Source organism: Mesorhizobium sp. Cs1321R2N1 (assembly GCF_037179725.1).
Taxonomy (GTDB): Bacteria; Pseudomonadota; Alphaproteobacteria; order Rhizobiales; family Rhizobiaceae; genus Mesorhizobium; species Mesorhizobium salmacidum.
Genome location: NZ_JAPYKP010000101.1, coordinates 1 through 20,981 on the forward strand (window position 1 = coordinate 1; position 20,981 = coordinate 20,981).

The window sequence follows — 20,981 nt, forward strand, 5'->3', positions numbered from 1 at the left end:
ATGGACTACGATTTGGGATATTTCGACGATGAGACATGCAGGCTCGAACCACTCCAAAACCCGTTCGGGCCAAAAGTGTTACCCATGTCTCCGGTATAAACCGTAACCCATGTGTCCGGAACGGACCTGGAAATGTTGGCTCCCCGGGCCGGATTCGAACCAGCGACCAACCGGTTAACAGAGGTTTCCCACAGCATTCTCACGCGTCGGCTTGCAACACGCCGCGACATGCAATCCCTTGCACTGCAAGGCGTACAGTTGTTACACCATGCCGCACCCTGTCGCAATGTGTAGTGACAAAGCGCGTCTGTTTGTGTAGATCATCGTGTAGATCACACGAACCGGTTTCTCGGGGGACACGATGCCGACCGTCGAACTGACGGACAAATTCATCCAGGCGGCGAAGTGCCTCGCCGGCCGCAAGACTGACTATTTCGACACCATCGTGAAGGGCCTCGTGCTCCGCGCATCATCCGGCGGGCAAAGGACCTGGTATGCAGTCTACGGGCCGCCGGCGAAGCGCCAATGGCTGAAACTCGGCACCTATCCGGAAGTGCCGCTTGGCACCGATAAGGGCGCTCGCCAGCGTGCGAAAGATACGAGGGCGAAGGTCGGCGACGGCGGCGATCCTCTCGCCGACAAGAAAGCGCTGGCGGCATCGCAGACGGTCGCCGACATGGTCGAGAATTATGTCGCCCGTCGGGCATCGACGAAGCGCTCCGCCGATGAGATCGCTCGCCGGCTTCGCAAGAACGTCAAGGACGTGATCGGCGACGTGAAGTTAGCCGAGCTGCACCGCCGCGATCTGACGAAGTGCATTGATGCCGTCAAGGATCGCGACGCCCACGTTGAGGCCAATCGGGTTTTCGAGGACCTCCGCGCCATGGTGCGCTGGGCGCGCGGCCGGGGAGATCTCGACGAGAACCTGGTCGAGGGGATGGCGAAACCAACCGAGACCGCGGAACGCGATCGGGTCCTCTCCGCCGATGAGATTAAGACGGTGTGGGCGGGGCTGCCGTCGGCGGATATGCGCGAAAGCACCAGGCGCATTGTCAGACTTTGCCTGATCACCGCGCAGCGCGTCGGCGAGATCAGCGGGATGATGGTCGACGAGCTCGATCTCAATGCCGCGGTGTGGACCATCCCTGCTGCGCGTTCCAAGAACAAGCGCGGGCATGCGGTTCCATTGTCGCCGATGGCTGTTGGGATCATCCGCGACCAGCTCGCTGATGTGAAAGCGCTCGCCGAGCGTAAGGGCAGGGCGGTGCCGGCGTTCGTCTTCCCTGGACCAGGCGCGCGGGCCCCTGTCACCGGAGCATCGATTCCGAAGGCGATAAAGCGCGAGGAGCTCACCAAGCGCGGCTCGACCACGACTGTTGGCGTGGCCCCTTGGACGCCACATGACCTGCGCCGATCGGCAGCAACCGGCATGGAGGAGCTCGGGATATCGCCTTTCATTGTCGGCCATGTGTTGAACCATGTCTCAGCAACCAAGAGCACGGTCACCAGTCGTGTCTATGCCCGGTACGACTATGCGCGCGAGAAGCGCGAGGCTTTGGAGCTTTGGGCCGATCGCCTCGCCGGGATCGTCGCTGGCGGCGCCGAGGTCGTGTCGATCGGCGCGACCAGAAGCGCGGCGTGACCCATGGATCGCGCGTTCAAATACACCGCGGAACAACTGGTCGCGATCGCCGAGACGCTGGTCGTTGAGGTGGACCACCCCGAGTGCCGCCAGGTCGAATGGATAGTGGGAGAGTGGAAGGTCTATAGCGAGGATGATGTACGAGCGGATCTTGCGCGCAATGCAAAGATCGCGAATCTAGCAGACCAACTGCTCAGCGAGATACTGCCTGACGAATTTGAAATCGACGAGCATTTCGCTGACGATGGTTCGCCAGTGACGTTGGCCGGACACTTGGTCTCGCTGTTGAATTTGGTAGAGAAGACATCAGACGAGCATCCGCCGATGAGAGGCCGGCGGCCGCAAATACCGTCGGCGCTGTCGACGCGCCTCATCGAATTTTGGGAGAATTCAGGCCGGCGTGTAAGCCGCTCTTCGAAAGTGAATGGTAAAACGGATGAGCAAACTTCAACCGGGCCTTTGGTGAGATTTTTGCTGGCGGCGTGCTCGCCGGTATTGGTGCCAACACCAACGGCTGATGCAGTGGCTTCGGCAATTCGCACATACAGAAAAGCGGATCAGCGCTATGGTGAAAAGGCCATCGATAATTTGATCATTTCCACCATTTTGAAAGACCGTAGCCATTGAGCTTAGTTGAGTGTCGCCGAACCAAGGAGCGACACCATGGAGACTTCCCCGAAAGACCTATCCGACCTTAGCGACAATGATCTTGTCGACGAGGCCACCGCTTGCCGACTGATCGGCGGCAGCAGCACACCCATCCACCGTTCTACCTTGTGGCGCGGTATCAATGCCGGCCGATACCCCAAGCCGCTGAAGATCAGCGCGAGCACCAACCGCTGGCGCGTCAGTGAGCTGGCCGCCGTCGTCGAAAAGGCGGCTGCGGCACGCGAGGAGGCGGCATGACGATCGCCGCCGGCGTGCTCTTGCTCCTAGCGGCCGCTGCGCTCCGGACGCGTTACGGCCGAATGCAGCTCGCCATTTGGCTTCTCCGCGCGGGAAGCGCGCTCGTCGACGCCGGCACTCGCATCATCGAGGCGCGCCGCAGATGAGCGAGGCCGACAAGCTCGCCGCGGCCGAACGATGGTTGCGGGAGACACCGCGCCATGAGCGCGGCGGCACCACAGTACCGGCGCTGCAACGGCGGTTCGGCCTTTCCGCGGCCGAGGCCTGTGAGGTCATCGCCGCCAACAACCTGAGACTCGCGAGGGCGACGTGAAAGCAAAGGCTCTCGCGGCAGGCGTCGTCGACACCGATGACGGCGATCCCATGTCGCCTTCTTGGACGGACAGGCAAGCCTTCACCAAATTCAAATTCCAGTGGCTCGACCAGGTCGCTTGCGACGCCGAGCTTCCGCCTGTGGCGTCCCGGATAGCTATCCTGCTGGCCGACAGGTTCCTTTCCTATGAGACTGGCGACGCGTGGCCGGGCGTCCCCACGCTTGCCGGTCTGCTACAGATCAGTAGCACGCGCACCGTCCAAAACGCGCTCATCGCGATGCAGTCGCGCGGTCATGTGTCGATTGATGTGAGCGCTGGCGGAAGGAAGCAGACCAACCGATATGCGCCCACTCTGATGGGGGACATACCCTGCAAAAATTTGCAGGGTTTCGAGAGGAGTGAGGCGCGCCTTAACCCTGCAAAATTGAGCGCAGAAACCCTGCAAAATCCTGCGCGAAAACCCCGCAAAAAATTGCACCCGAATCCCTATGAAGGAATCCCACTGAAAGAACCCGGGGCAGGGCTGCCCAAAGCAGCCCCTGCCCATGTGTCCCGCTCACATTCAACGTCAGTGCCTAGAGACGACTCTGGCGCTAGCGCTTCGCGCGCGCCGGTCGTCTATCACCCTGACGGTTTCAATGTTGGCGTCGAGGTCGACGTCGTTGGTGAAGGCACGTTGATCATCAGGGAACGCGTCGGCGATCTGATGATGGCCACCGGCATCACCGGAGAGCAGATAACGTTCCGTCGCGTCGAAGGCCTGATGAACGTAGTCAGTCGTCGTCGAGAAAGGTTCCAGGGATGAAGCAGCTCGACTTTCATAGCATGCTTGGCGGTGGCGGGGCCAAGGTGATCGTGTTCCCCGCCAGCCGGCAGCGCGCGCTTGCCAGAGCCATCGCCGAGCGGATCGAGGCGCTGCCGCTCGCTCGACGTAAACGCGCTTGGGATCGCGCCGTCGACGATGCCTGCCGGCAGTGCGACTTCGCGGACGATCGAGCCGCCGAGGCGTATCGCATAGCCTTCACCGCGCTGCTCAACGAGGAGATCGCCAGGCTGCAGGTCCTCGCGCGCATCGGCCGGCGCGACGGCGGTGCCGCATGAACAGCAGCAGGTCAGAAGTCGGCAGGCGACGGCGGCGACTGTTTCTCAAGGGTTTCGATCAGGCGATCGGCAATGGCCCGATAGCGCCTGGCGTCGTCGGCTGTAATCACCGCTTGGGGATCGTGCGCCGCTGCGTTGCCGATGGCAAACAGATCCTCCAGCAGTGTCGACGTGTCTCCGTCGATGAAGTTGTGTTTTCTCAGCAGTCTCGACGTCCCTCGTGTACCAATTCCGAAGCGAGGGGTCAGGCCGGCTCGCTTCGCCGCGTTCGTCACAGCCTCTTCAGCGTCACGGCGGATCTCCATCAGAGCAGTTCTCGGAGAGATCGCCACCAACTGATCGAACCTGGACTGTTCCTCCGGCGTTGGAGGCGGCAATTCAGCTGGCGGGGCCGGCAACCGCTCGACGACCACCTCAGCTTCCTCGAGTCTCTGCCTGAACGACACCTCGGTATCCTTGTGCTTCAGGTACAGGCGAGGCAACAGCGGTCTGATCTCGCCGCGGAAGATCCATACTGCACCGACGAAAGCTGCCGGCCACGCGAGCGACGTGATCGAGCTGATGACCGAAGCAAAGAAATCGAGATAGTTCATTGCGGCCCCTCTCACCGGCCCCATTCATGCCGCGCTGAGCCCATCGGTCAAGCCCCTGGGGGGTACCTCAATCCTTCAGCGGCCGGTGGGGCTCCAACCGCACGGGGCTCATTCCGGCATTTTTTTGCTGCCACCCCGAAAAACAGGAGGGCCCCCTTGGTAAAGGGTAAGAAAACCAGCAAACCCATGGCGTTGACGGCTCCGCCGAGCTGGATGACAGCGGCGGGAAAGCGGCGATTTGCCGAGCTAATCGCGATCGAAATCGAGTATTCCGGGGCCTGTTCCCGCTCGAAAGCGGAACAGATCGCTGATTTTGTTGATGCGCGGACGCGGGCCGACACGCTCCGGCGTCTGCTCCGCGCCGAGGCGAGGAAGCGGGACAACATCACCCAGGTTATGGCGATCGGCCGCGAAATCTCAGCCACCGTCGCCACGGCTCGCAAGCTGGCGGACGGTCTGAACCTCGAGGCCGACGAATGACCCCACGCCGACGCGTCTCCCCGCCCCAGATCGACCCTGCCGAGATCCGCACGGCCGCCGGCACCTGGTTCGGCCCTGTCACGATGATGGCGACGGCCGAGCATTCCAAAGCCTACCGAAAACGGCAGCGCTCCGGCGCACTCGCCTGCAATGTCGAGGTGCCGCTGCATGTCCGCGAATGGCTCATCGAGAGCGGGCGGCTCGCTGAGGCCTCCGGCAACGATCCGGCCAGGGTGGCAGGCGCGGTCGAGCGGCTGATCCTCGAAACTTTCCGTCACGCCGTGACGCAGAGGCCTGCCGAACCGAAGTAGACCAGCCCTACAAATGTGAGGGCAAGGAATGCTGAAGTTGGTGAAGCCGGAGAGCGGATCGAGCCCAGTCGAGCGGTTCCGAGAGCGGCTGGCGCTGCCGTCGAAGAGCAACCTGCTGCGGCTGGCGGAGCAGAATTACGTGCGCCTCCGAGCAGACCGGCAGGCGGTCATGGATCGCATCGCCGCCCTTGCCGTCGAAGCCCGCAAGCCGCATTCCGTCGTCGATCATCGGCAGCTTGCTGCTCTCCAGGCCGAACGCGACGCCTTCTCGAAGCCGCTGGCGGCCGCAAGCGCCGAACGCGATCGGCGCCGTCGCGAGCACTCCGACAAGGTGCGTCAGGCCCAAGGTGACGCCGTGGCCGAATACGTGGCCGCGATCAACGACCGCTTGGACGAGCTCGAGGAGCTCATTGGCGTCGGTTCATCCGTAAACGTCGAGGCCCTCGCCGACGGGATCGAACTGCACACCGTGGTCGGGCGCACGCCGGCGATGCTCGATGGAATTTATCACCTCCGCCGGATCCTGCGCGGTCCGACCGGAGGCGCATCTTGAGAACCTCGGCCGGCCGAACATTGCGGGCGTCGATGCGACACGTCCAAAAGCAGATAGCCGCTCTCCTGGGCCGGCTGGGCAAATGTGCTCAGGCCAAGAGCGGTGAACGTCGCGAGCACCAGCGTTTTTTCCTAGGCGCCAAGGACTCATTTCGCGAAATGCAGGACGTCGATCGAGAGATTGGCGTCCTGCCGAGCGCTCCGGAGAGAGCGAAAAAGGCTGTCGAAGCATTGCATGCCGCAATGGTGGACATGCCTCCCGTCACGAAACATCGGCCGTTCGGCGAACCGATAACAGCAGGTGCGCCGGTGTCGGTTCTGATGGGCGCTCCAGGAACGTTTAATTTCGGCCCGGGCACTATCGACATGGGGCCGTTTCCAATCCCCGGCGCCGGGGGCAACTCGATGGCCGGCCGCCGCGTCAGATTCGGCGAGGACATTTTCCGAATCCTGATCTGGAAGGACCGGGCCGATGCGTCGTGATGAAACCATTCATGTCGGTTCGTTCGCCGCCCGCAACGTCGACAACAACCGTCGTCCTGGACGTGATGCCATCGACATCCGCCCGCGGGAGCGCACCAAGGATGCGCGGCGCCAGCTCGCGGGACTGAACCCAGTCGAAGGCGCCGCTCTCGTGAATCTCAAAATCGTTGGCCCGGTGACTGACGCCACATTGGCCCGGGTTCGTCGAGATCTTGCTGCGGCACCGGGCGCCAAGACGATCCGTGCCTCGATCGACTCGATCGGCGGCAACCTGCTGGCCGCTGTCGAGATATACAGGCTGGTGCGCTCCCATCCCGCGACTAGGACGACGGCACGCATATCTGGAAACTGCATGTCGGCCGCTATTGTGATCGCGCTGGCGTTCGATCATCGGGTCGCCGCGTCGAGCGCGCGCCTGATGGTTCACCGCTCCGAGATCGAGGCTCGCCGCGATGGCGAGCGTTGGACGACCCACCGCCACGGCCTCGCCGCGGCACGCCTCGAGGCCGCCGATGATGCGGTGCTCGCCATCCTTCAGGAGCGCACCCTGGCCAGCCACAAGTGTCTCGTCGACGAGCTCTCGCACGAGCGCGATCTTCCTCTCCCTCGCGCGCTTGTCGCCGGTTTTGTCCACGAAATTGAGGGCCGGCCGAGCAACTGCCGGCGAGATTGGCCGGAACGGATGCGCGCCAGACTTATCCAGGGCTCATTCATGATCGGCGGCCTTGAGTACATGTTTTCCGAACAGTTCATGACGGCGTGCCGATCGGCGCCGGGGAGGCCGCTGTGACCGACAAATCGAAGAACCCATGGGCCGAAGTGTGGGACAGCATGTGCGCGATCGGCACGCGTCTCGTCGCGCTCGAAAAAAAGACACCGGGGATTTCGATGCGCGTAGGGCCGGCTCGGCCACTGGCGACCTCAGAGCGGTCAGAGACCTGGCGAGAGATTGAGATCAACGGCCAGGTCTTCCGCGTGCTGACGATCGAGGACGAGTGATCATGTCGGCACAGATCCGCCCCGCCCGCGATCTCCTCGCCGCTGCGCACCAGTTTCATGACGAGGGGCGGCCGATGATCCCCGAGATCGGCTTCATTCCCCGCATTGAAGGCGTCACGGTAGGACACCGGCACTTTGACCTCACGTCCTTGGCAGGGCTTGCGCGCTTGGCTGAAGGCGCGCCGCGATCTTGGGCGGGCGGCGCCCGCAAACCGCCAGGGCATTAATCATCAATCCCCCAATCGATGGAGCGTTTCAAAATGACCTTCCCTATGCCGGCATTTTCGCCCACGCATCCGGAGGCGGCCACCGCTCCGTTTTCTGCGGTCAAGCTGCTTCTCGGCTTCAACGGCACCAATCTCGCGACAACGACCACGGACGAAAGTGCGTCCCCACATACCTGCACCTACAGTGGCACCGCGCGGATAGAGACCGCGCAGCAGAAATTCGGTACCGCGTCTCACAGGCCGGGGACAAGCGCCAATGGGGCGCTCACCGTCACCTATGCCTCGGACCTTAACCTTGGAACCTTGGCGAGTGACGCTTTCACAATCGAGGCGTTTCTGCGGACGACATCGATCAGCGGGAATCACTACATAATCAGGCAATATGGGAGCACCGCCTCCGATGGTGCTTGGTATCTTACCGTTTTTTCTGGCGTGTTGACGTTTGTGAAGCGCAACACGGCCGGGTCAATTGTGACTGTTTCCGAAAGCGTCACATTGGTGAGCGGGACATGGCACTACATTACGATCAGCAAGAACAGCGCAGGTAAATTCCGGTTGCGCTTCGATGGTGTGATGGTTGCAAACGCTACGCCGGCCGATGCGACGATAAACCCGTCCGTTCTTGCCTTGTCGATTGGCAATTTGCCGGGCAGCAATGTCACCAACACAAACGACTATATTGATGAAATCAGGATAACCAAAGACTACGACCTTTACGACACCGACGCCGATATCGCCGTGCCGACTGCGGCGTTCCCAAGGTCGTAGCCGTCTATTCGCAGCCAACCCCGTCGTGATCGCGATCCAGGTGGTTTGGATCTCCGCCGCTGACATCCACCGGGCCTTGGACGACCGGGTTGTTGCCCTTGCCTCCAGCGCAGTCGAGATCGACATTGGCACCTCCACCGGCCGACGCCTTCTGCCTAAACCCCATCGCGGCGGCGACGCGTCGCCCGTCGCCTTCGATCTTGGTGTTACGCGCATCCGGGGGAAACGGATCGATCGTCTGGATGCCCTGGTTCGCCAGCATCGCGTCACCGACGCCGAGGGTGACGGAATCGCGGTGGCTCATATAGTCCGCGCAGCCCGTCAAAGCACAGGCGCCGGCCAGCAGCAGAAATGAAAGCAACCGCATGTGTTGAAGTCCCCTCGGTTACTTAGACCAGAAAGGTGGAATTCTGTCGAATCCACTTCGTCACGCTATCGTCGAGCGCGCCTCCATCCGGCGGCCATCGCCTCATACTCGGAGCAAAACCACTTTTCACCGTACTCGGGCCGGATAATGGTCTCTGAATAAAATTTGTCGCCTGGCATGTGATAAATGCGCTCTCCGGTGTTGATGCTGATGTTGCCTTTGATGCTGCATGTTGGATTGATGGCCTTCGGCAAGGTCAGCGCCGGCAAGCCTACGCTCACGACATATGTTCCGGCACCGGCGCCAACGAACGCGATGATCGGCAGACGCCAATTCCAACTAGACCCTGAGGGACCAGCGGCCATGCGAGATCCCCCCCCCCTCTTGCGACGCTACCCTTTTGGGTCGTCAATTCACATGAGATGGCAATCTGAGTTCCTGAGGGTGCCATCTTCATGTTCGACGTTCATGCCGCCGAAACCATTCCGCGCCCGATATTCCATGAACACCCGATGTCGGCCGTCGGAATCAACCGGGCCGATCCGAGTTTCAACATGTTCGAATGAACCGGGGTCTCGAAGTTTAGCCTTAACTCGAGCAACCAGGTCCCGATTTGATCCATCCCAGGCGGACAGGCAGTGGAAACCCTTTCGGTGTTCCTCAGCCGTTTCGGCATAATCCTTGCCTACCGACCCGCTACCCCCGCCGCACGCTTTGACCCCAAGAAAAAGCACTACGGCCAATCCAATGACTGTTCCGCACCCGGCTGGCTGTGCCGCCTTTGTGCTCATGGAGCGTCTTTCTCGTGGCCGGTCCCACCAACAACAGGCTTGGCCTCAGCAGCACGCTCGCCGCAGGGTACTGCGCGAGAGCAGCACTGAGGTGGAGCAGCACTCCCGGACTTTTTAGCCACTTTGGACATCAGATCGGCGCCGGACTAATCCCGGCAGCCCTGAGCCGCGCACCAAGCTTCGACCGAGTTGCACAAGCGGCCTTGTCACCGCCGATGCATTTGTTGTTGGCGTCTGACCAGTTAAGCAGGGCCGTGTTTATCCAACTGCCGGGTGCTCTCTGTACGCCATAGGGCGTCGGTGGCGCGCCGGCTACGGCTGCCGCGGCGACTGCTCCCTGGCCGTGCGGGGCTCGTTTCCATCCGCTCATGATGAGGCAGTTCTTCATGTACTGATCTTCGGCAGCCAAGTTGCCCAAGGCGTTGCCGATTCCAGCCCCCGCAACAAAGCCCGGAGACCCGATAGCAATGTAGCCTTGGTCTACCGATCCTTTTCGCATTTCGCACTGGGCGTGCGCTACTTCGAAACTAGGCCCATATCCGATTTGCATGTAGTCAGCTTGATTGCTTGTTTGACAGCCGCAAAGCGACACAATGGCAGCGAGTGCCATCCACCTATTTATTTTCATCCCCTAGCCCCTCCCAAGGCCAAGAGGCAGCATCTATCAAAGTGGACATCTCTGCAAGCGACCGCAAATATTCTGGCAAATTTCGAAATTAATCTGCCGAAGCGGAGACTTGCTAGCGAAGCACCAGATATACTTGATTATGACGGACGGGGCTCGTGCTCGCGATGAGGGTTAGCCATGCCGATCGGTAATGCCCGCCATAAAGTTGGCGAGTATCCTTGACGCCAGGGCTTCGATCGCGAATTCCCAAACACTGACAGTTTTGAAACACCTGAAGGGCTACCATAGCCCGCATGCTGAATCGACTTGGCCAGTTCCCGTGCGACGTCCACAAGATCGCCGAGCAATGCGGCGTCAAGATCCTCAGGCCGGCTCTGCATGGCGCGATGGGCGGTAAGCCGCGGGTCTGCTTCTGCCCGACCACGTTGAAGCGCATCGGGCAGGCGCACGGCGCCGATCACCTCCGCCTGGTGCTCCGCCTCATCGTCGAGAGTGACGGCAACGCCGCCGAGCTGCAGATGGACACGATCACGGCCGTCTCAGCCGTGGTGCTCTCCGGTCTCGTCGAAATCCGCGCCGATCTCTTCGACAGCGTCGACCTCGGCCAGGTGCGGGCATGGGCGCAGTTCGTCAAGCCCGGCTGCACGACACAGCAGGCGATGGCGACCGCGCTGTTATGGCTGCTGGCGAGCCCGGAGCGCGTAATGCCGAAGCTGTCGGCCGAGGAAGCGGCGGCGGAAGAGAAGCGCGTGGCGATCGCCCGCAAGGGGAGGGAGAACGCGAAGCGCCGGCGACTAAGGGCCGCCGGGGACGATCGGGCCGCCTTTGGGCCCTGACCTCGAGGACCGCGCCGCCGACGTCGAGATCTGGCGCGATCTCTTTGGCGATGACTACCGCCGGTCCGGGAAGCAACCGCCGAGGACGGGCTGGACGCCGTGGCAGCGCGGAAACGGTGACGTCGAGATCGGCCGGGTGTGGTGGCAGGCGCGTTCGTTGCATTTCCCCAAGGCGAACGTCACGCTGTACTTCGACGGCTCCGAGGTCGTCGGAGAGGACCGCTGGGGCTTCCACGGCGACAAGTTTCAGATGAAGAAGCCGCCGGCCGACTGGAAGCCGAGCCCACACATCGCGGCGGAACGCGATCGCCAGATCGCGGAGTTCCTGGCGCGAAAACGTCGACAGCGGGAGCTCGCCGGATCGAATCGCGCGTCGAGTTGATCCCGTCCTGCGTCGACTCTCTAGACCTTCAATTGCTCAATGCGCGTGCTCTTCATCGGAAGTTCGAACATCGCTCCGCCGGCGACGATTTCCGATTGCTTTTCCATCGTGCTCCAGAGGGCGAGTAGCCGCTCCATTTGCTTGACGACCGGAGCCTTATAGAGACCCTTCGAAAGAAAAAACCCGACGAGCCGCGAGCTGCGAAATGCAGCATATTCGACCTTGTTCCGGGTGATACGTCGATCGCCAGAAATAACTATCCAACGCCCCTCCACGCTCAGTTGGCCAATCCATGCGACATCTTTCACGCCTGGCCCAAACTTTTCTCTGATATGGACGATGTTGTGCTCGCCGGCAAACAACGCATTCAGAGAACGGGCGAGAGCGGGCGACAAGTTTTCGTCGACCAGTACTTTCACGCCGCGCTCTGGAGGCTCGCTTCGAACTTCACAGCATCTCTAATGACGGCGGCTGATACGCCGAAAAGGCGCGCGACTTTATCCACAGATCCTTCGGCCTCCACGGCCTGCGCGAGCGCAATGGTCGGCACGCCATATTTGGCGGCAATCGGTTGACCGAACGAACGATTGGGATCGACCACGATAGACTGCTTGCCATTGAACGGCCGCCAGCGTGCGACCGCTTCATCCTCGATGTCCAGATCCTTAAACGTCCGGTCTATGACTTGGCGGAAAACATACTGGCGCCTTTTCAGGTCGAGCAATTTGGCTTCGCCAGAACGTTCGATGCTCTCAAGAAATATCGTCCGACCATCGGTCTGAAAACGCCTGGTGGAGAACGGTCGATCATCGTCGACGCATTCACGCGCATACTCCAGGCAGTTCCGAACCGCCAAAAGGCCGACGCCAACATCTGTGAACGCTTTGACAAAGCGCAACTCGACCAGATCACGGAAGCCGATTTCTAGGTGATTGTCGATGACTGGCCACTGTGATGACCAAAGCGGCGCGATTCGATGCTCGACCTGCTCGCGACGATAGGTATAGCCCTTCATCCACCTCGAGATGTTGAGCGCAGACGTGCCGATGAGGCGCGCGGCCTCTCCGAGGGTGTAAGAGCCAACCCCGAAGAATTCTCCGTCTTGAATGTTCTGGCGTACCGTCATGATGAGGAAGAGTTATCCACTTTCGTGGGCCGTGCAAGATATCTGTTGACCTTTGGTGTATCTCTACGGCCTGCCGGCTATCCGGAAGATCTACCGCAGGGGCAGGACGAACGCGAAGCAGCGGCGATTGCGGCGAGAGGCGGGCGCCGAGCAGGACTAAAAGAACATGCCATTTCCCCCATCCCCTAGACTTGCGGGAACGCGTCGGCCTCAAGCTCGAAGATCCGGTGCACATTGCCCAGCATACGCATCTTTGCCGAGATCTTCGCGTCGCGAGGGAACGGGACTTTCTCTTCCGCATCCCAACCCTGTTCGCTTCCAGCGACCTTGCGTAGCAACAAGAGATCGATGCGGGCATACCCAGGCCGGGCGCCGCGATCTTCCCATCCATTGATCTGAATAGGAAATTCTGCCCCTTCAATTTCGCCGTCTGCAGTCTCGACCTTCCAAATTCCAATATAGGCATCCATGTGCTCGGGGTTCGTCGTTGTGGCTGCCGAGATACCGGTCACAAACACGGCCCTGCGGTTCCAATTGACGATGCGGACCACCAATCGGTTTTCTTCCTTGAGATGCTCGACCACGTCGAGCGTGGGGTCGTCGTCTCCGATCGTAAACCGTGTTTGACGCCGAGCCTCTTGCCATTGCCCGACCAGATACGGAAGGCTGGCGGCAGCTGCGATCACGGCAGCCCAGCCACTCGACGCGCCGATCCATTGGCGCAAACATTCGGCTCCGTTGTCATCGGCGGCGCAGAGGTCGCCGAAATCCCAGTAATAGGTGAACCACATCAAGCCGAACATCGTGGCGAAGACCACCATCCCCAAGGCTACGACCCAGTTCCCATCTTTCCAAAACCACATGGCGGAACGCATAGCACGTCGGTTGCAAGCAAAGGCTGCCTATTTCTTCTTCGGGGCGATCGACCGACCACAGAGTGAAGATCGTCTCGAAGGATCACCGCCGGGCGGTCAAGAAAAGATCAGCTAAGCCTTGTCAATCCCAAGGGTTAACTGCTGGGTCCGGCAGATGCTCCGAACGATGAGGAATGGCGCGAAAAGCGGCCGCGACTTCAGATACATCCCACACGAGGCGGCCCTCGATAATGCGAGCATCGGGCATCCGTCCATCCTGTACGAGCCTATCGAAGAGCGTGGCGCCAATCCCTATGAACGCGGCGGCCTGGACGCGATTGACGCCGATCGGCGGCAAGCTGTCGGGAAGAACCGTGGTGGGTTGCTTTGGCATTTGCCGAAACTATTCCGCGCGCCCCAGATATCCGCGCTCGCTTGACCACTCCCGGAACGCAGTTCTCAGCGCCTCCGGGCGCGAGAGATCAGATCCTGATTCGGCGATGAAGCGGTCCAGCGCCTCCAGCAAATCGGGGTGCAGGCGCACCATGACAGGCGCACCGATACCGGTCGGCTTCGGCCCGCGTTTTTTCTTTGCTATCAGGGTTTGCTCGTCCATGGAAACTCTGCTACCACTATTTTTGTTCGGGGGGAATTCGTTCCGGACATCCATAAGAAATCATAACAACAAATTGGAGAACTCCGATGCCGAAGATGCATGTCTCGGCGGGCGCAACCGTGCCCGCCATCCACCGTCGCACCATCCTGAGCGGAATAGCCGCACTCGCCACGGGCGCCGGTCTACACCGCGCTATCGCGGCTCCGCCGGCACCGGAAGACCTCCCAGCGCTGCCGCGCGCGCCTGTGGCCACCTCCGCGGGCGATCCGGTTCTCGATCTGGTCAACCGGTTCCGCGTGGGCATCCTCGCCTATGATGAACAGGCCGGCGACAGCGATGACGCCGCCTGCCATCGGCTCGCCGCAGTCACATTCAGGCCGCCGATGGCCGAGATCGAAGCCTGGGAAGGGCCTGCAACAACCCGAGCCGGTGCCATGGCGGCGCTGCGCCTAGTCAACGACGACCTGCGCGACTGCGGGTCATCGGACATGGTGCGGCCGCTCGTCGCCGCCGCGACGGCCTATTTTGACACGGAGTTGCGGCCATGAACGCGCTCGACCGCCGCACCATGCTTGCCGGGTTAGCAGCCATCCCGTCCGCGATTGCCACAGGGACCGTAGCGGCCTCCGCAAGCGTCAGCCCTCGCGATCAAGTCAACCTCAACGCCGCAGCCCTGGCGGCTTCGATGCAGGCGCTGCACGGCGGAGAATGGCGGCTAATGATCGACCACGATTTGCATATGGTGATCGTCTCCAGGCGACTGTCATGACCGACTTACCAGTGGTGAAGGATGTGCGGCCCGCGCTGTTTTTGGACGAGGTCCGCGTCATCGTCGAGAACGACGTCGTGCATTTGGTCGGCATGACGACGGCCGACGGCAACCGGGAATCGGAACGCTTTCCGATTTCTCACGTGGTCATGAGCAACGAAGCGTTCCGGCGTATGCTCGTCGACGGTCGCACCAGGCTGGCCAAGGGCGGACACTAAAGGCCCGCATATCCCCCGCCGTCGAAAGGCGGCGGGGGTTATCGCGCGCCGCCAAGTCCCAGAGATTCCAATAACGCAAACAGGTCGCCTGTCCTGGTCGGATGCCTCGTGACAGACTTCCAGGCAGGGGCAGTTCCGCGTTCGCCCTCGTCCAGTACGTCAAGGACTGAATAGCATCCAGCGACTTCGAACCCGGCTTCTTCCAGCTTGAGCGTCGCAGCGCACATCTGTGAACCAGATGTCACCATATCGTCAAACAAGAGGATCTTCCTGTCCGGTTTTCCGACTATGGCCATGTTTCCCATGTGCTCATCGACATTCCTGGCCCGCTCGTTCAGGTGCGCCTTTCCCACGGCGCCGTTCCAACGGAGATGGTCGTGATAGGAGAGCGCGCCCCCGCTCAGGTTCGCAATTCCCCGAACCAGAACGAGAGTTCGAAAATCCTGCTGAGAGCCGATGACCGCCGAACTGTTGGGGATGGGAACGACAACAGCTCCAGACCCACCATCGGCCACCATCTTGGTTGCGAAGACACTACAGAGCGACGTGACGAACGTGCTGCGGTGTTCCCTCCAGACAGTCCCGATGCCCGGCCATTTGAACCTGGCTTTGTCGGCCAATTGATCGCCTTTGACGATCTTTTTTATCTGAATGGCGTCCCATTCGTCTTGATTACGTTCTGGCCCCAACGTGGTCGAGGTATTATGGCGAACGAGCGACCATACTTTCACCTCGGTCATCGGCGCAGCGCATCCAGCAATTCGCGCGTCGAGGCAAGGACCCTGGTCTTCGGGTGATGGAGGAACTTGGCCGGCCAGGTGAGGCCAGGATCCTCGGCCACCGACTTCATGATGAACAGCCACCGCCCATTGCGCTGGCACTCCGCTGCCTGATGCAGCGTGCCGGAGGTATCGGAGGCCTCGACGATCACCGTCGCGTCACTCAGGAGTGCCATGACCCTGTTCCGCTTCGGAAAATTGGCCTTGAAAACGACGGAGCCTTCCTCGAACGGCGAAAGCAGAAGATGATCGGAATAGATTTCTTCCTGGAGCCGCGCGTTCTCCGCGGGATAGGCTTTGCCCAGTGGTGTCCCGATCACTGCGGCGGTTGAACCGCCGGCAGAGATCGCCGATGTGTGGGCAACGGCATCCACACCTTTCGCAAGTCCACTCATGACCAGAACATCGGCATCAGCCAGTTCTGCCGCAAGTTTCCGAGCTCGCTTCGTACCCATCTCGCTGATGTCGCGGGTGCCGACGATCGAGACAGCCAGCTTCGAAAGCAGATCGACGTTGCCGGCGTAGTGGATGAAGACGTCCTTGGCGCCGTAGGCGCGCAACAGATCAAGTTGCTTATCGGAGCCCGTTGTGCGACCGAACTTCTGGAGGAGGCTCTGGAGCGTGACCGTGCGCGTTTGCCGGGGCGCGTGATAGCGCCCGCCATTCCGTTCGTGCGTGGCTGTTTGGTTGAGCATGCCGGCCCGCTCCATTGTACTCAACCCGCCCCGTCTACCCGAATCCCACCGGAACGACCATAGAACGCGTTGCAGCGCAGCGCTACAGGCTACGTCAGGCGACGCGGATTGTCGGGCAGGGTGCTTCGGCCCTCATGCGGCAATCATCATTCCCACCACAATCCCGACGCCGATGGCGATGCCAGTCACCAAATTGCCAGTCAGACGAAGCGTCCAGGTGATAGCGGCGGCACGCCAATCCCGGCTCTGCTGCGCCTGCAGCAGGCCGATCAACTCGTCAAAAACGCGTTCCATTGTGATTTCTCTCCTTCGCGCGATTCCCGTGTAGATCGGCGCCTAGCGAAGTCGAGTTGTGTAGATATGCTGTAGATCAACCGATTTTCGGCCGACATGGAAAACTCTTAAACCGTTGAAAATGTTGGCTCCCCGGGCCGGATTCGAACCAGCGACCAACCGGTTAACAGCCGGTTGCTCTACCACTGAGCTACCGGGGAACGGAGGCTCTTTGAGCAAGTGGCGCAGCCTATAGCAAACCCGTTTCGGCTTTGCAAAGCAGCATTTCGCATTTTGCCGAGACTTTTTCGCGCGGTGGTTTCTCGCAATCGGCTTTGCCCGCCCACATATTAGCCGTCTTGGCGACGAGCGCGGAACCGAAAGGGCGGTCGCGGCTTTCGTAAGATGGCATTATCGAGCCCCCAGACAGGCAGTTTTTCGCAATGACGGCAGCGGACGAAAACCGGATACCCGCACGAAAGATCTCGGTTTTCGGGCGCGAATTCACCATGCCGCAGTCGCGCGGTCTCAGAATCACCATCGGCGTGCTTTTGACGATTGGCGGCCTTCTCGGGTTCCTGCCGATCCTTGGCTTCTGGATGGTGCCGCTCGGACTGCTGGTACTCTCCTACGAAATCGCCATGGTCCGTCGCCACCGGCGCCGCTTGGTCGTCTGGTGGGAGCGGCGACGCCGGCCGGACTGAGCGGCCCTTGCCGGCGCATCTCGCACGGCGGTGGCCTTCGAAAGAGAATCAATCCTGGCGCCGTCTCTCCGTGCCGCCGACGGATTCCTCCGAATCGGGTTGTGCGCCTGCCTTCAAATCCTCGCTGATCTCCTTCAGGACCGCGGAAGCCGAGGCCAGACGCGCGCGATCACGCGGCGACAGCCTGCCGGTGCCTTCAATTCTCAGGCAGTCGATGGCATAGCGCACCAATTCCTCGCATCCCAGCAGCGACACGCTTTCCGTTTCGTGCGTTTCGTCCCTTGGCTTTGCCGTGGGCATGGCGCAGTCCTCCCTGTTTCTCAACGCAAGCCGGTGCGCGGCGTTTCGTTCGATCATCCGCCATGCTTAACGGATTGCTAATAGGGCGGTTGTGACGGCGATCTGACAGGGGGCGGAGCCGGCGCAGAGGAAAGCGTTCGGAATACGTCGTGGCCGCTTGACGGCATTTTCGCCGCAACCTATTGGAACCGGGTGGAACGCCGGGAGCAAAGAGGCCTCGTGGCGGAGTGGTTACGCAGAGGACTGCAAATCCTTGCACCCCGGTTCGATTCCGGGCGAGGCCTCCAATCTCCAGGCCAGGCTCCCGCGCGTCAGCGCCGGAGCCTGAGCGTCCTGTCCAATGGACCGCGATTGTGTCGCGGAAAGCGAGGCTTGGAGCATGAGCGCTGATTTTTCCGAACTTCGTGTCAAGATGGTCGATGGTCAGGTTCGCACCACCGACGTGACCAGCGCGCCGTTGCTCGACGCGATGCTTTCCGTGCCGCGCGAGGTTTTCGTTGGCGATCGCCAGCGCGACCTGGCCTATATCGACGAGGACATCCGCATCGCCGGCAGCGCCGATGGCCCGCGCTACCTGATGGAAGCTTCGCCGCTGGCCAAGCTGTTGCAACTGGCCGAGATCAGCGTCACCGATTCGGCGCTCGATGTCGGCTGCGGCACCGGCTACGCCTCGGCGATCCTGTCGCGCCTGGCGAGATTCGTCGTGGCGCTCGAAAGCGATTCGGCCTTGGCGCAAACCGCCGCGTCGACCCTGTCCGGCCTGGGCTGCGGCAATGTGACCGTGGTTCAGGGCGCACTGGCGCAAGGCCATGCGGCAAAGGCACCTTACGATGTCATGTTCATCGGCGGCAGTGTCGGCAAAGTGCCGGCGTCGCTGCTCGACCAGCTCGCCGAAGGCGGACGCCTGGTCGCGGTCGAAGGACAGGGCAATTCCGGCGTGGCGCGGCTTTTTGTCAAGGCTGGAGGGGTTGTAACCGGGAGAAGGGCATTTAATGCGGCAATTAAGCCACTACCCGGCTTCGAACGTGAGCATGCTTTCGAATTCTGAATGATTTGGCCTTGCAGCAAAGGCTTTGTCATGGTCGCTTGCATTTGAACGATCGTTGCTGATCCCAGACTGGGGGCACTTTGGGCCGAGCGACAGGGAACATGAAACACGCCACGCCGGCTGCTCCAGAAGGAGAAGCTGGCGCGGCGCGGTTCCCATGGAAAACGAATGAGGGATATACCGTGCCGTCAGTACGCAAATCACTTTTCACCGCCGTCCTTGTTTCGGCGACCGCGCTATCCCCACTGGCTGCATCGGCTGAAACCATCACCGGTGCCCTTGCAAAAGCCTATCAGTACAATTCCACACTGAATGCGTCGCGTGCCGGCGTGCGTGTGACCGACGAAAGCGTGGCCATTGCCAAATCGGGCTGGCGTCCGACGGTTACCGGATCGGCCAACATCGACTACACGAACACGCGCCGGGCAAATGACGGCGGCAATTCGAAGCTGACAAGCGGCAGCTACGGCATCCAGATCAACCAGTCGCTGTTCGACGGTTTCCAGACGAGAAACAACGTGGCGGCGGCTGAATCCCAGGTCAAGGCGTCGGTCGAAAGCCTGCGCAACACCGAGGAGAACACGCTGTTCAGCGCGGCGACCGCGTATATGGACGTGATTCGCGACCGGCAGATCGCGGTGTTGACCGAGCAGAACCTGCAGTTCCTGACAGAGCAGGCGCGCGCCGCGCGCTCGCGCTTCGACGTCGGCGAAGGTACGCGCACCGATGTCGCGCAGGCCGATGCCCAGCGCGCCTCGGCGGTGGCCTCGCTCAGTGCTGCGCGTGCGCAGGCATTGGCCAGTGCCGCGACCTATCACCAGGTTGTCGGCGACGAGCCGGGCAAGCTCAAGCCAGCCGCACCATTGGGACGGTTGCTGCCGTCGAGCCTCGACGCCGCGATCGCGATCGGCTCGGCCGAACATCCGGCCATCCTTGCCACCCAGCATCTGGTCGACGCTGCGGCGTTCTCGGTGAAATCGTCCGAGGGCGCGCTGTTGCCGCAGCTGTCGGCCTCGGCCGGTATTTCGGAAAACTACCGCAAAGCCATCCCCGACGTGACGGGTTCCAACGGCAATTCGACCTCGGCCAATATCGGCGCAACGCTGACCATCCCGATCTATTCAGGGGGCCGGACCTCGGCGATCGTGCGGCAGAACAAGGAGTCGCTCGGGCAAGCGCGCATCCAGGTCGACGTCAGCCGTGACCAGGTGCGCCAGGCCGTCGCCACGGCATGGTCGCAATACACCGCCGCGCAGCAAAGCGTATCCGCCAACAGGCAGGTGATCGAAGCCGCACAATTGGCGCTGAACGGCGTCATCGAAGAACGCAATGTCGGCCAGCGCACGACGCTCGACGTGCTCAATGCCCAGGCTACCCTCATCACCGCCAAGATCAACCAGGCCAATTCCGAACACGACGTGGTCGTGGCGAGCTATGCCATCCTCTCGGCGATCGGCCACCTGTCGGTCGACCGGCTTGCGCTGCAGGTGACGAAGTACAGGCCCGAAGAGCACTACAACGCCGTCAAGGACAAGTGGATCGGCCTGCGCACGCCGGACGGCCGCTAGGTCTTTCGTTCGAACGGCATTTCCGGGCTGGGCGGTTCGATCGGAAACGCCTGACTGTCGTTGTCCTTCGATGGGTGCTGACGGGACCGTCACACGGCTTTGGCGGAATCGCTCTAATCTGTTGAAATCCCACATGTCCCCAGATTGGGGATTCTCGTGCGGCGATCCGTCGGTTACGCTGTCGTTATGATTCGAATCCGGCTGTTGCCGGAGCGGAAACCTGCAACGGGTCACAAGGGCGGCGGATGTGACGATGGCAACGGCAAGCAGCGCACAGCGCGAACCCTCCATGGAAGAGATACTGGCTTCCATCAGGAGGATCATCGAAGACAGCGACAACGGTCGCAAGCAGCCCGGCGAGACCGATGAGTTGCAGCAGGATTTGGAGCCCGCGCCGAGTGCTGTTGCGGCCGCCGACATAGACGCGTTCCGCGCCGAACTGCACGCCGTTCCCGAGGTCAGGAGACCGGTCGCTATGGCGGAAGCCCAGGCGCCAGCCGTACAGCCGGCGATCGCACGCACGGAAGCGCCGCCACGTGCCGATCCGGCTATTGGCAGGACGCCGACGACCCTGGCCGAGGTCGGCGCCCGGGTTGCCGCCGAGCCGGTGCCCAGCCGCGACGCGCCAGCGGCTCCCGCGGAGCTTGCGGC

35 protein-coding genes, 2 tRNA genes and 1 pseudogene are annotated in these 20,981 nt (G+C 61.4%); 25 read left to right on the forward strand and 13 right to left on the reverse strand.

The features are described from left to right. The first annotated feature begins 361 nt into the window (after positions 1-361). From O7A61_RS22120 to O7A61_RS22150, 7 genes are read left to right on the forward strand one after another with little or no spacing between them, the layout of a single operon-like run. Positions 362-1,642, forward strand: a complete 1,281-nt coding sequence (locus O7A61_RS22120; protein ID WP_337131608.1) for a tyrosine-type recombinase/integrase — start codon at positions 362-364, stop codon at positions 1,640-1,642. A 3-nt stretch (positions 1,643-1,645) separates the two neighbouring features. Beyond that, positions 1,646-2,269 carry a hypothetical protein gene (locus O7A61_RS22125; protein WP_337131609.1) on the forward strand — a complete coding sequence of 208 codons (624 nt, stop codon included), beginning with the start codon at positions 1,646-1,648 and terminating at the stop codon, positions 2,267-2,269. A gap of 36 nt (positions 2,270-2,305) precedes the next feature. After that, complete coding sequence (locus O7A61_RS22130; RefSeq protein WP_337131611.1) at positions 2,306-2,548, forward strand: helix-turn-helix transcriptional regulator; 243 nt, start codon at positions 2,306-2,308, stop codon at positions 2,546-2,548. After that, positions 2,545-2,694: a hypothetical protein gene (locus O7A61_RS22135; protein WP_337131612.1), complete on the forward strand. Its 150-nt coding sequence runs from the start codon at positions 2,545-2,547 to the stop codon at positions 2,692-2,694. The genes O7A61_RS22130 and O7A61_RS22135 overlap by 4 nt, the downstream gene beginning before the upstream one ends. Continuing rightward, on the forward strand, positions 2,691-2,861 hold the full coding sequence (locus tag O7A61_RS22140; RefSeq protein WP_337131613.1) for a hypothetical protein: 171 nt from the start codon (positions 2,691-2,693) through the stop codon (positions 2,859-2,861). The genes O7A61_RS22135 and O7A61_RS22140 overlap by 4 nt, the downstream gene beginning before the upstream one ends. Continuing rightward, a complete protein-coding gene (locus O7A61_RS22145; RefSeq protein ID WP_337131614.1) occupies positions 2,858-3,667 on the forward strand; it encodes a hypothetical protein in 810 nt (269 codons plus the stop codon). Before O7A61_RS22140 ends, O7A61_RS22145 begins: the two co-directional genes overlap by 4 nt. Then, positions 3,664-3,963, forward strand: coding sequence for a hypothetical protein (locus tag O7A61_RS22150; RefSeq protein ID WP_337131615.1), 300 nt, complete (start codon positions 3,664-3,666; stop codon positions 3,961-3,963). The genes O7A61_RS22145 and O7A61_RS22150 overlap by 4 nt, the downstream gene beginning before the upstream one ends. 11 nt (positions 3,964-3,974) lie before the next feature. Here O7A61_RS22150 and O7A61_RS22155 read toward each other — a convergent pair whose 3' ends face one another. Continuing rightward, positions 3,975-4,556: a DUF4145 domain-containing protein gene (locus O7A61_RS22155; RefSeq protein WP_337131616.1), complete on the reverse strand. Its 582-nt coding sequence runs from the start codon at positions 4,554-4,556 to the stop codon at positions 3,975-3,977. Between the two features lie 156 nt (positions 4,557-4,712). Here O7A61_RS22155 and O7A61_RS22160 point away from each other — a divergent pair, with 156 nt between their 5' ends. Genes O7A61_RS22160 through O7A61_RS22195 form a run of 8 tightly spaced genes read left to right on the forward strand, consistent with a single transcriptional unit; the run spans position 4,713 to position 8,376 of the window. Further along, complete coding sequence (locus O7A61_RS22160; protein ID WP_337131617.1) at positions 4,713-5,036, forward strand: hypothetical protein; 324 nt, start codon at positions 4,713-4,715, stop codon at positions 5,034-5,036. Beyond that, on the forward strand, positions 5,033-5,347 hold the full coding sequence (locus O7A61_RS22165; RefSeq protein ID WP_337131618.1) for a hypothetical protein: 315 nt from the start codon (positions 5,033-5,035) through the stop codon (positions 5,345-5,347). The genes O7A61_RS22160 and O7A61_RS22165 overlap by 4 nt, the downstream gene beginning before the upstream one ends. A 28-nt stretch (positions 5,348-5,375) precedes the next feature. After that, positions 5,376-5,900: a hypothetical protein gene (locus O7A61_RS22170; protein WP_337131619.1), complete on the forward strand. Its 525-nt coding sequence runs from the start codon at positions 5,376-5,378 to the stop codon at positions 5,898-5,900. Continuing rightward, positions 5,897-6,382, forward strand: a complete 486-nt coding sequence (locus tag O7A61_RS22175) for a hypothetical protein (RefSeq protein WP_337131620.1) — start codon at positions 5,897-5,899, stop codon at positions 6,380-6,382. Before O7A61_RS22170 ends, O7A61_RS22175 begins: the two co-directional genes overlap by 4 nt. Beyond that, positions 6,372-7,172, forward strand: coding sequence for an ATP-dependent Clp protease proteolytic subunit (locus O7A61_RS22180; protein ID WP_337131621.1), 801 nt, complete (start codon positions 6,372-6,374; stop codon positions 7,170-7,172). Before O7A61_RS22175 ends, O7A61_RS22180 begins: the two co-directional genes overlap by 11 nt. Then, complete coding sequence (locus O7A61_RS22185; RefSeq protein ID WP_337131622.1) at positions 7,169-7,381, forward strand: hypothetical protein; 213 nt, start codon at positions 7,169-7,171, stop codon at positions 7,379-7,381. The genes O7A61_RS22180 and O7A61_RS22185 overlap by 4 nt, the downstream gene beginning before the upstream one ends. A 2-nt stretch (positions 7,382-7,383) precedes the next feature. Further along, a complete protein-coding gene (locus O7A61_RS22190; protein ID WP_337131623.1) occupies positions 7,384-7,608 on the forward strand; it encodes a hypothetical protein in 225 nt (74 codons plus the stop codon). Positions 7,609-7,641: 33 nt separating this feature from the next. Next, positions 7,642-8,376: a LamG domain-containing protein gene (locus O7A61_RS22195; protein ID WP_337131625.1), complete on the forward strand. Its 735-nt coding sequence runs from the start codon at positions 7,642-7,644 to the stop codon at positions 8,374-8,376. 4 nt (positions 8,377-8,380) lie between these two features. On the opposite strand, the gene O7A61_RS22200 is transcribed toward O7A61_RS22195, so the two are convergent. Together O7A61_RS22200 and O7A61_RS22205 are read right to left on the reverse strand one after the other, a co-directional pair. Next, a complete protein-coding gene (locus O7A61_RS22200; protein WP_337131626.1) occupies positions 8,381-8,743 on the reverse strand; it encodes an excalibur calcium-binding domain-containing protein in 363 nt (120 codons plus the stop codon). A gap of 65 nt (positions 8,744-8,808) precedes the next feature. Then, positions 8,809-9,108, reverse strand: coding sequence for a sunset domain-containing protein (locus O7A61_RS22205; RefSeq protein ID WP_337131627.1), 300 nt, complete (start codon positions 9,106-9,108; stop codon positions 8,809-8,811). Positions 9,109-10,455: 1,347 nt separating this feature from the next. On the opposite strand from O7A61_RS22205, the gene O7A61_RS22210 reads away from it, so the two are divergent. Both O7A61_RS22210 and O7A61_RS22215 read left to right on the forward strand, forming a co-directional pair. Beyond that, entirely contained in the window at positions 10,456-10,998 is a 543-nt protein-coding gene (locus tag O7A61_RS22210; protein ID WP_337131628.1) for a hypothetical protein, read from the forward strand. Beyond that, positions 10,988-11,380, forward strand: coding sequence for a hypothetical protein (locus tag O7A61_RS22215; RefSeq protein WP_337131630.1), 393 nt, complete (start codon positions 10,988-10,990; stop codon positions 11,378-11,380). The genes O7A61_RS22210 and O7A61_RS22215 overlap by 11 nt, the downstream gene beginning before the upstream one ends. 20 nt (positions 11,381-11,400) lie before the next feature. Here O7A61_RS22215 and O7A61_RS22220 read toward each other — a convergent pair whose 3' ends face one another. From O7A61_RS22220 to O7A61_RS22240, 5 genes are all read right to left on the reverse strand, one after another. Continuing rightward, on the reverse strand, positions 11,401-11,799 hold the full coding sequence (locus O7A61_RS22220; RefSeq protein ID WP_337131631.1) for a hypothetical protein: 399 nt from the start codon (positions 11,797-11,799) through the stop codon (positions 11,401-11,403). After that, positions 11,796-12,506, reverse strand: a complete 711-nt coding sequence (locus O7A61_RS22225; RefSeq protein WP_337131632.1) for a hypothetical protein — start codon at positions 12,504-12,506, stop codon at positions 11,796-11,798. Before O7A61_RS22225 ends, O7A61_RS22220 begins: the two co-directional genes overlap by 4 nt. Before the next feature lie 185 nt (positions 12,507-12,691). Further along, positions 12,692-13,327 carry a hypothetical protein gene (locus tag O7A61_RS22230; protein ID WP_337131634.1) on the reverse strand — a complete coding sequence of 212 codons (636 nt, stop codon included), beginning with the start codon at positions 13,325-13,327 and terminating at the stop codon, positions 12,692-12,694. A gap of 175 nt (positions 13,328-13,502) precedes the next feature. Further along, complete coding sequence (locus O7A61_RS22235) at positions 13,503-13,754, reverse strand: hypothetical protein (protein WP_337131635.1); 252 nt, start codon at positions 13,752-13,754, stop codon at positions 13,503-13,505. A 9-nt stretch (positions 13,755-13,763) separates the two neighbouring features. Next, on the reverse strand, positions 13,764-13,976 hold the full coding sequence (locus O7A61_RS22240) for a ribbon-helix-helix protein, CopG family (RefSeq protein WP_337131637.1): 213 nt from the start codon (positions 13,974-13,976) through the stop codon (positions 13,764-13,766). 86 nt (positions 13,977-14,062) lie between these two features. Here O7A61_RS22240 and O7A61_RS22245 point away from each other — a divergent pair, with 86 nt between their 5' ends. From O7A61_RS22245 to O7A61_RS22255, 3 genes are read left to right on the forward strand one after another with little or no spacing between them, the layout of a single operon-like run. Further along, a complete protein-coding gene (locus O7A61_RS22245; protein WP_337131638.1) occupies positions 14,063-14,524 on the forward strand; it encodes a hypothetical protein in 462 nt (153 codons plus the stop codon). Next, on the forward strand, positions 14,521-14,745 hold the full coding sequence (locus O7A61_RS22250) for a hypothetical protein (protein WP_337131639.1): 225 nt from the start codon (positions 14,521-14,523) through the stop codon (positions 14,743-14,745). The genes O7A61_RS22245 and O7A61_RS22250 overlap by 4 nt, the downstream gene beginning before the upstream one ends. Further along, positions 14,742-14,963 (forward strand): hypothetical protein, encoded by a 222-nt coding sequence (locus O7A61_RS22255; protein ID WP_337131640.1) that lies wholly within the window; start codon positions 14,742-14,744, stop codon positions 14,961-14,963. The genes O7A61_RS22250 and O7A61_RS22255 overlap by 4 nt, the downstream gene beginning before the upstream one ends. 38 nt (positions 14,964-15,001) lie before the next feature. Here the strand turns inward: O7A61_RS22255 and O7A61_RS22260 are convergent, their stop codons facing one another. The 4 genes from O7A61_RS22260 to O7A61_RS22275 all read right to left on the reverse strand — a co-directional run bounded on the left by O7A61_RS22260 (position 15,002) and on the right by O7A61_RS22275 (position 16,931). Then, positions 15,002-15,703 (reverse strand): phosphoribosyltransferase, encoded by a 702-nt coding sequence (locus tag O7A61_RS22260; RefSeq protein ID WP_337131641.1) that lies wholly within the window; start codon positions 15,701-15,703, stop codon positions 15,002-15,004. Then, positions 15,700-16,452: a DNA-processing protein DprA gene (locus tag O7A61_RS22265; RefSeq protein ID WP_337131642.1), complete on the reverse strand. Its 753-nt coding sequence runs from the start codon at positions 16,450-16,452 to the stop codon at positions 15,700-15,702. The genes O7A61_RS22260 and O7A61_RS22265 overlap by 4 nt, the downstream gene beginning before the upstream one ends. 117 nt (positions 16,453-16,569) lie before the next feature. Beyond that, positions 16,570-16,731, reverse strand: coding sequence for a hypothetical protein (locus tag O7A61_RS22270; protein WP_337131643.1), 162 nt, complete (start codon positions 16,729-16,731; stop codon positions 16,570-16,572). A gap of 125 nt (positions 16,732-16,856) precedes the next feature. Further along, positions 16,857-16,931: transfer RNA gene (locus tag O7A61_RS22275), tRNA-Asn, on the reverse strand. Between the two features lie 222 nt (positions 16,932-17,153). On the opposite strand from O7A61_RS22275, the gene O7A61_RS22280 reads away from it, so the two are divergent. Further along, entirely contained in the window at positions 17,154-17,414 is a 261-nt protein-coding gene (locus tag O7A61_RS22280) for a hypothetical protein (protein ID WP_027146779.1), read from the forward strand. 48 nt (positions 17,415-17,462) lie between these two features. On the opposite strand, the gene O7A61_RS22285 is transcribed toward O7A61_RS22280, so the two are convergent. Then, a complete protein-coding gene (locus O7A61_RS22285; protein WP_337131644.1) occupies positions 17,463-17,714 on the reverse strand; it encodes a hypothetical protein in 252 nt (83 codons plus the stop codon). Between the two features lie 213 nt (positions 17,715-17,927). Here O7A61_RS22285 and O7A61_RS22290 point away from each other — a divergent pair. The 4 genes and pseudogenes from O7A61_RS22290 to O7A61_RS22305 all read left to right on the forward strand — a co-directional run. Next, positions 17,928-18,001: transfer RNA gene (locus O7A61_RS22290), tRNA-Cys, on the forward strand. Between the two features lie 92 nt (positions 18,002-18,093). Further along, complete coding sequence (locus O7A61_RS22295; RefSeq protein WP_337131645.1) at positions 18,094-18,762, forward strand: protein-L-isoaspartate O-methyltransferase family protein; 669 nt, start codon at positions 18,094-18,096, stop codon at positions 18,760-18,762. Between the two features lie 182 nt (positions 18,763-18,944). Continuing rightward, entirely contained in the window at positions 18,945-20,330 is a 1,386-nt protein-coding gene (locus O7A61_RS22300; protein ID WP_027146782.1) for a TolC family outer membrane protein, read from the forward strand. A gap of 253 nt (positions 20,331-20,583) precedes the next feature. After that, positions 20,584-20,981, forward strand: a pseudogene (locus O7A61_RS22305) (DUF2497 domain-containing protein); the annotation flags it as partial.

What these genes read in the sequence shown, in the direction of transcription:
- O7A61_RS22120 (WP_337131608.1), top strand. Translation starts at nt 362, where the DNA reads ATGCCGACCGTCGAACTGACGGACAAATTCATCCAGGCGGCGAAGTGC.
- O7A61_RS22125 (WP_337131609.1), top strand. Translation starts at nt 1,646, where the DNA reads ATGGATCGCGCGTTCAAATACACCGCGGAACAACTGGTCGCGATCGCC.
- O7A61_RS22130 (WP_337131611.1), top strand. Translation starts at nt 2,306, where the DNA reads ATGGAGACTTCCCCGAAAGACCTATCCGACCTTAGCGACAATGATCTT.
- O7A61_RS22135 (WP_337131612.1), top strand. Translation starts at nt 2,545, where the DNA reads ATGACGATCGCCGCCGGCGTGCTCTTGCTCCTAGCGGCCGCTGCGCTC.
- O7A61_RS22140 (WP_337131613.1), top strand. Translation starts at nt 2,691, where the DNA reads ATGAGCGAGGCCGACAAGCTCGCCGCGGCCGAACGATGGTTGCGGGAG.
- O7A61_RS22150 (WP_337131615.1), top strand. Translation starts at nt 3,664, where the DNA reads ATGAAGCAGCTCGACTTTCATAGCATGCTTGGCGGTGGCGGGGCCAAG.
- O7A61_RS22155 (WP_337131616.1), bottom strand. Translation starts at nt 4,556, where the DNA reads ATGAACTATCTCGATTTCTTTGCTTCGGTCATCAGCTCGATCACGTCG.
- O7A61_RS22165 (WP_337131618.1), top strand. Translation starts at nt 5,033, where the DNA reads ATGACCCCACGCCGACGCGTCTCCCCGCCCCAGATCGACCCTGCCGAG.
- O7A61_RS22170 (WP_337131619.1), top strand. Translation starts at nt 5,376, where the DNA reads ATGCTGAAGTTGGTGAAGCCGGAGAGCGGATCGAGCCCAGTCGAGCGG.
- O7A61_RS22180 (WP_337131621.1), top strand. Translation starts at nt 6,372, where the DNA reads ATGCGTCGTGATGAAACCATTCATGTCGGTTCGTTCGCCGCCCGCAAC.
- O7A61_RS22190 (WP_337131623.1), top strand. Translation starts at nt 7,384, where the DNA reads ATGTCGGCACAGATCCGCCCCGCCCGCGATCTCCTCGCCGCTGCGCAC.
- O7A61_RS22195 (WP_337131625.1), top strand. Translation starts at nt 7,642, where the DNA reads ATGACCTTCCCTATGCCGGCATTTTCGCCCACGCATCCGGAGGCGGCC.
- O7A61_RS22200 (WP_337131626.1), bottom strand. Translation starts at nt 8,743, where the DNA reads ATGCGGTTGCTTTCATTTCTGCTGCTGGCCGGCGCCTGTGCTTTGACG.
- O7A61_RS22205 (WP_337131627.1), bottom strand. Translation starts at nt 9,108, where the DNA reads ATGGCCGCTGGTCCCTCAGGGTCTAGTTGGAATTGGCGTCTGCCGATC.
- O7A61_RS22210 (WP_337131628.1), top strand. Translation starts at nt 10,456, where the DNA reads ATGCTGAATCGACTTGGCCAGTTCCCGTGCGACGTCCACAAGATCGCC.
- O7A61_RS22225 (WP_337131632.1), bottom strand. Translation starts at nt 12,506, where the DNA reads ATGACGGTACGCCAGAACATTCAAGACGGAGAATTCTTCGGGGTTGGC.
- O7A61_RS22230 (WP_337131634.1), bottom strand. Translation starts at nt 13,327, where the DNA reads ATGGTGGTCTTCGCCACGATGTTCGGCTTGATGTGGTTCACCTATTAC.
- O7A61_RS22235 (WP_337131635.1), bottom strand. Translation starts at nt 13,754, where the DNA reads ATGCCAAAGCAACCCACCACGGTTCTTCCCGACAGCTTGCCGCCGATC.
- O7A61_RS22240 (WP_337131637.1), bottom strand. Translation starts at nt 13,976, where the DNA reads ATGGACGAGCAAACCCTGATAGCAAAGAAAAAACGCGGGCCGAAGCCG.
- O7A61_RS22245 (WP_337131638.1), top strand. Translation starts at nt 14,063, where the DNA reads ATGCCGAAGATGCATGTCTCGGCGGGCGCAACCGTGCCCGCCATCCAC.
- O7A61_RS22250 (WP_337131639.1), top strand. Translation starts at nt 14,521, where the DNA reads ATGAACGCGCTCGACCGCCGCACCATGCTTGCCGGGTTAGCAGCCATC.
- O7A61_RS22255 (WP_337131640.1), top strand. Translation starts at nt 14,742, where the DNA reads ATGACCGACTTACCAGTGGTGAAGGATGTGCGGCCCGCGCTGTTTTTG.
- O7A61_RS22260 (WP_337131641.1), bottom strand. Translation starts at nt 15,703, where the DNA reads ATGACCGAGGTGAAAGTATGGTCGCTCGTTCGCCATAATACCTCGACC.
- O7A61_RS22265 (WP_337131642.1), bottom strand. Translation starts at nt 16,452, where the DNA reads ATGGAGCGGGCCGGCATGCTCAACCAAACAGCCACGCACGAACGGAAT.
- O7A61_RS22270 (WP_337131643.1), bottom strand. Translation starts at nt 16,731, where the DNA reads ATGGAACGCGTTTTTGACGAGTTGATCGGCCTGCTGCAGGCGCAGCAG.
- O7A61_RS22280 (WP_027146779.1), top strand. Translation starts at nt 17,154, where the DNA reads ATGACGGCAGCGGACGAAAACCGGATACCCGCACGAAAGATCTCGGTT.
- O7A61_RS22285 (WP_337131644.1), bottom strand. Translation starts at nt 17,714, where the DNA reads ATGCCCACGGCAAAGCCAAGGGACGAAACGCACGAAACGGAAAGCGTG.
- O7A61_RS22295 (WP_337131645.1), top strand. Translation starts at nt 18,094, where the DNA reads ATGAGCGCTGATTTTTCCGAACTTCGTGTCAAGATGGTCGATGGTCAG.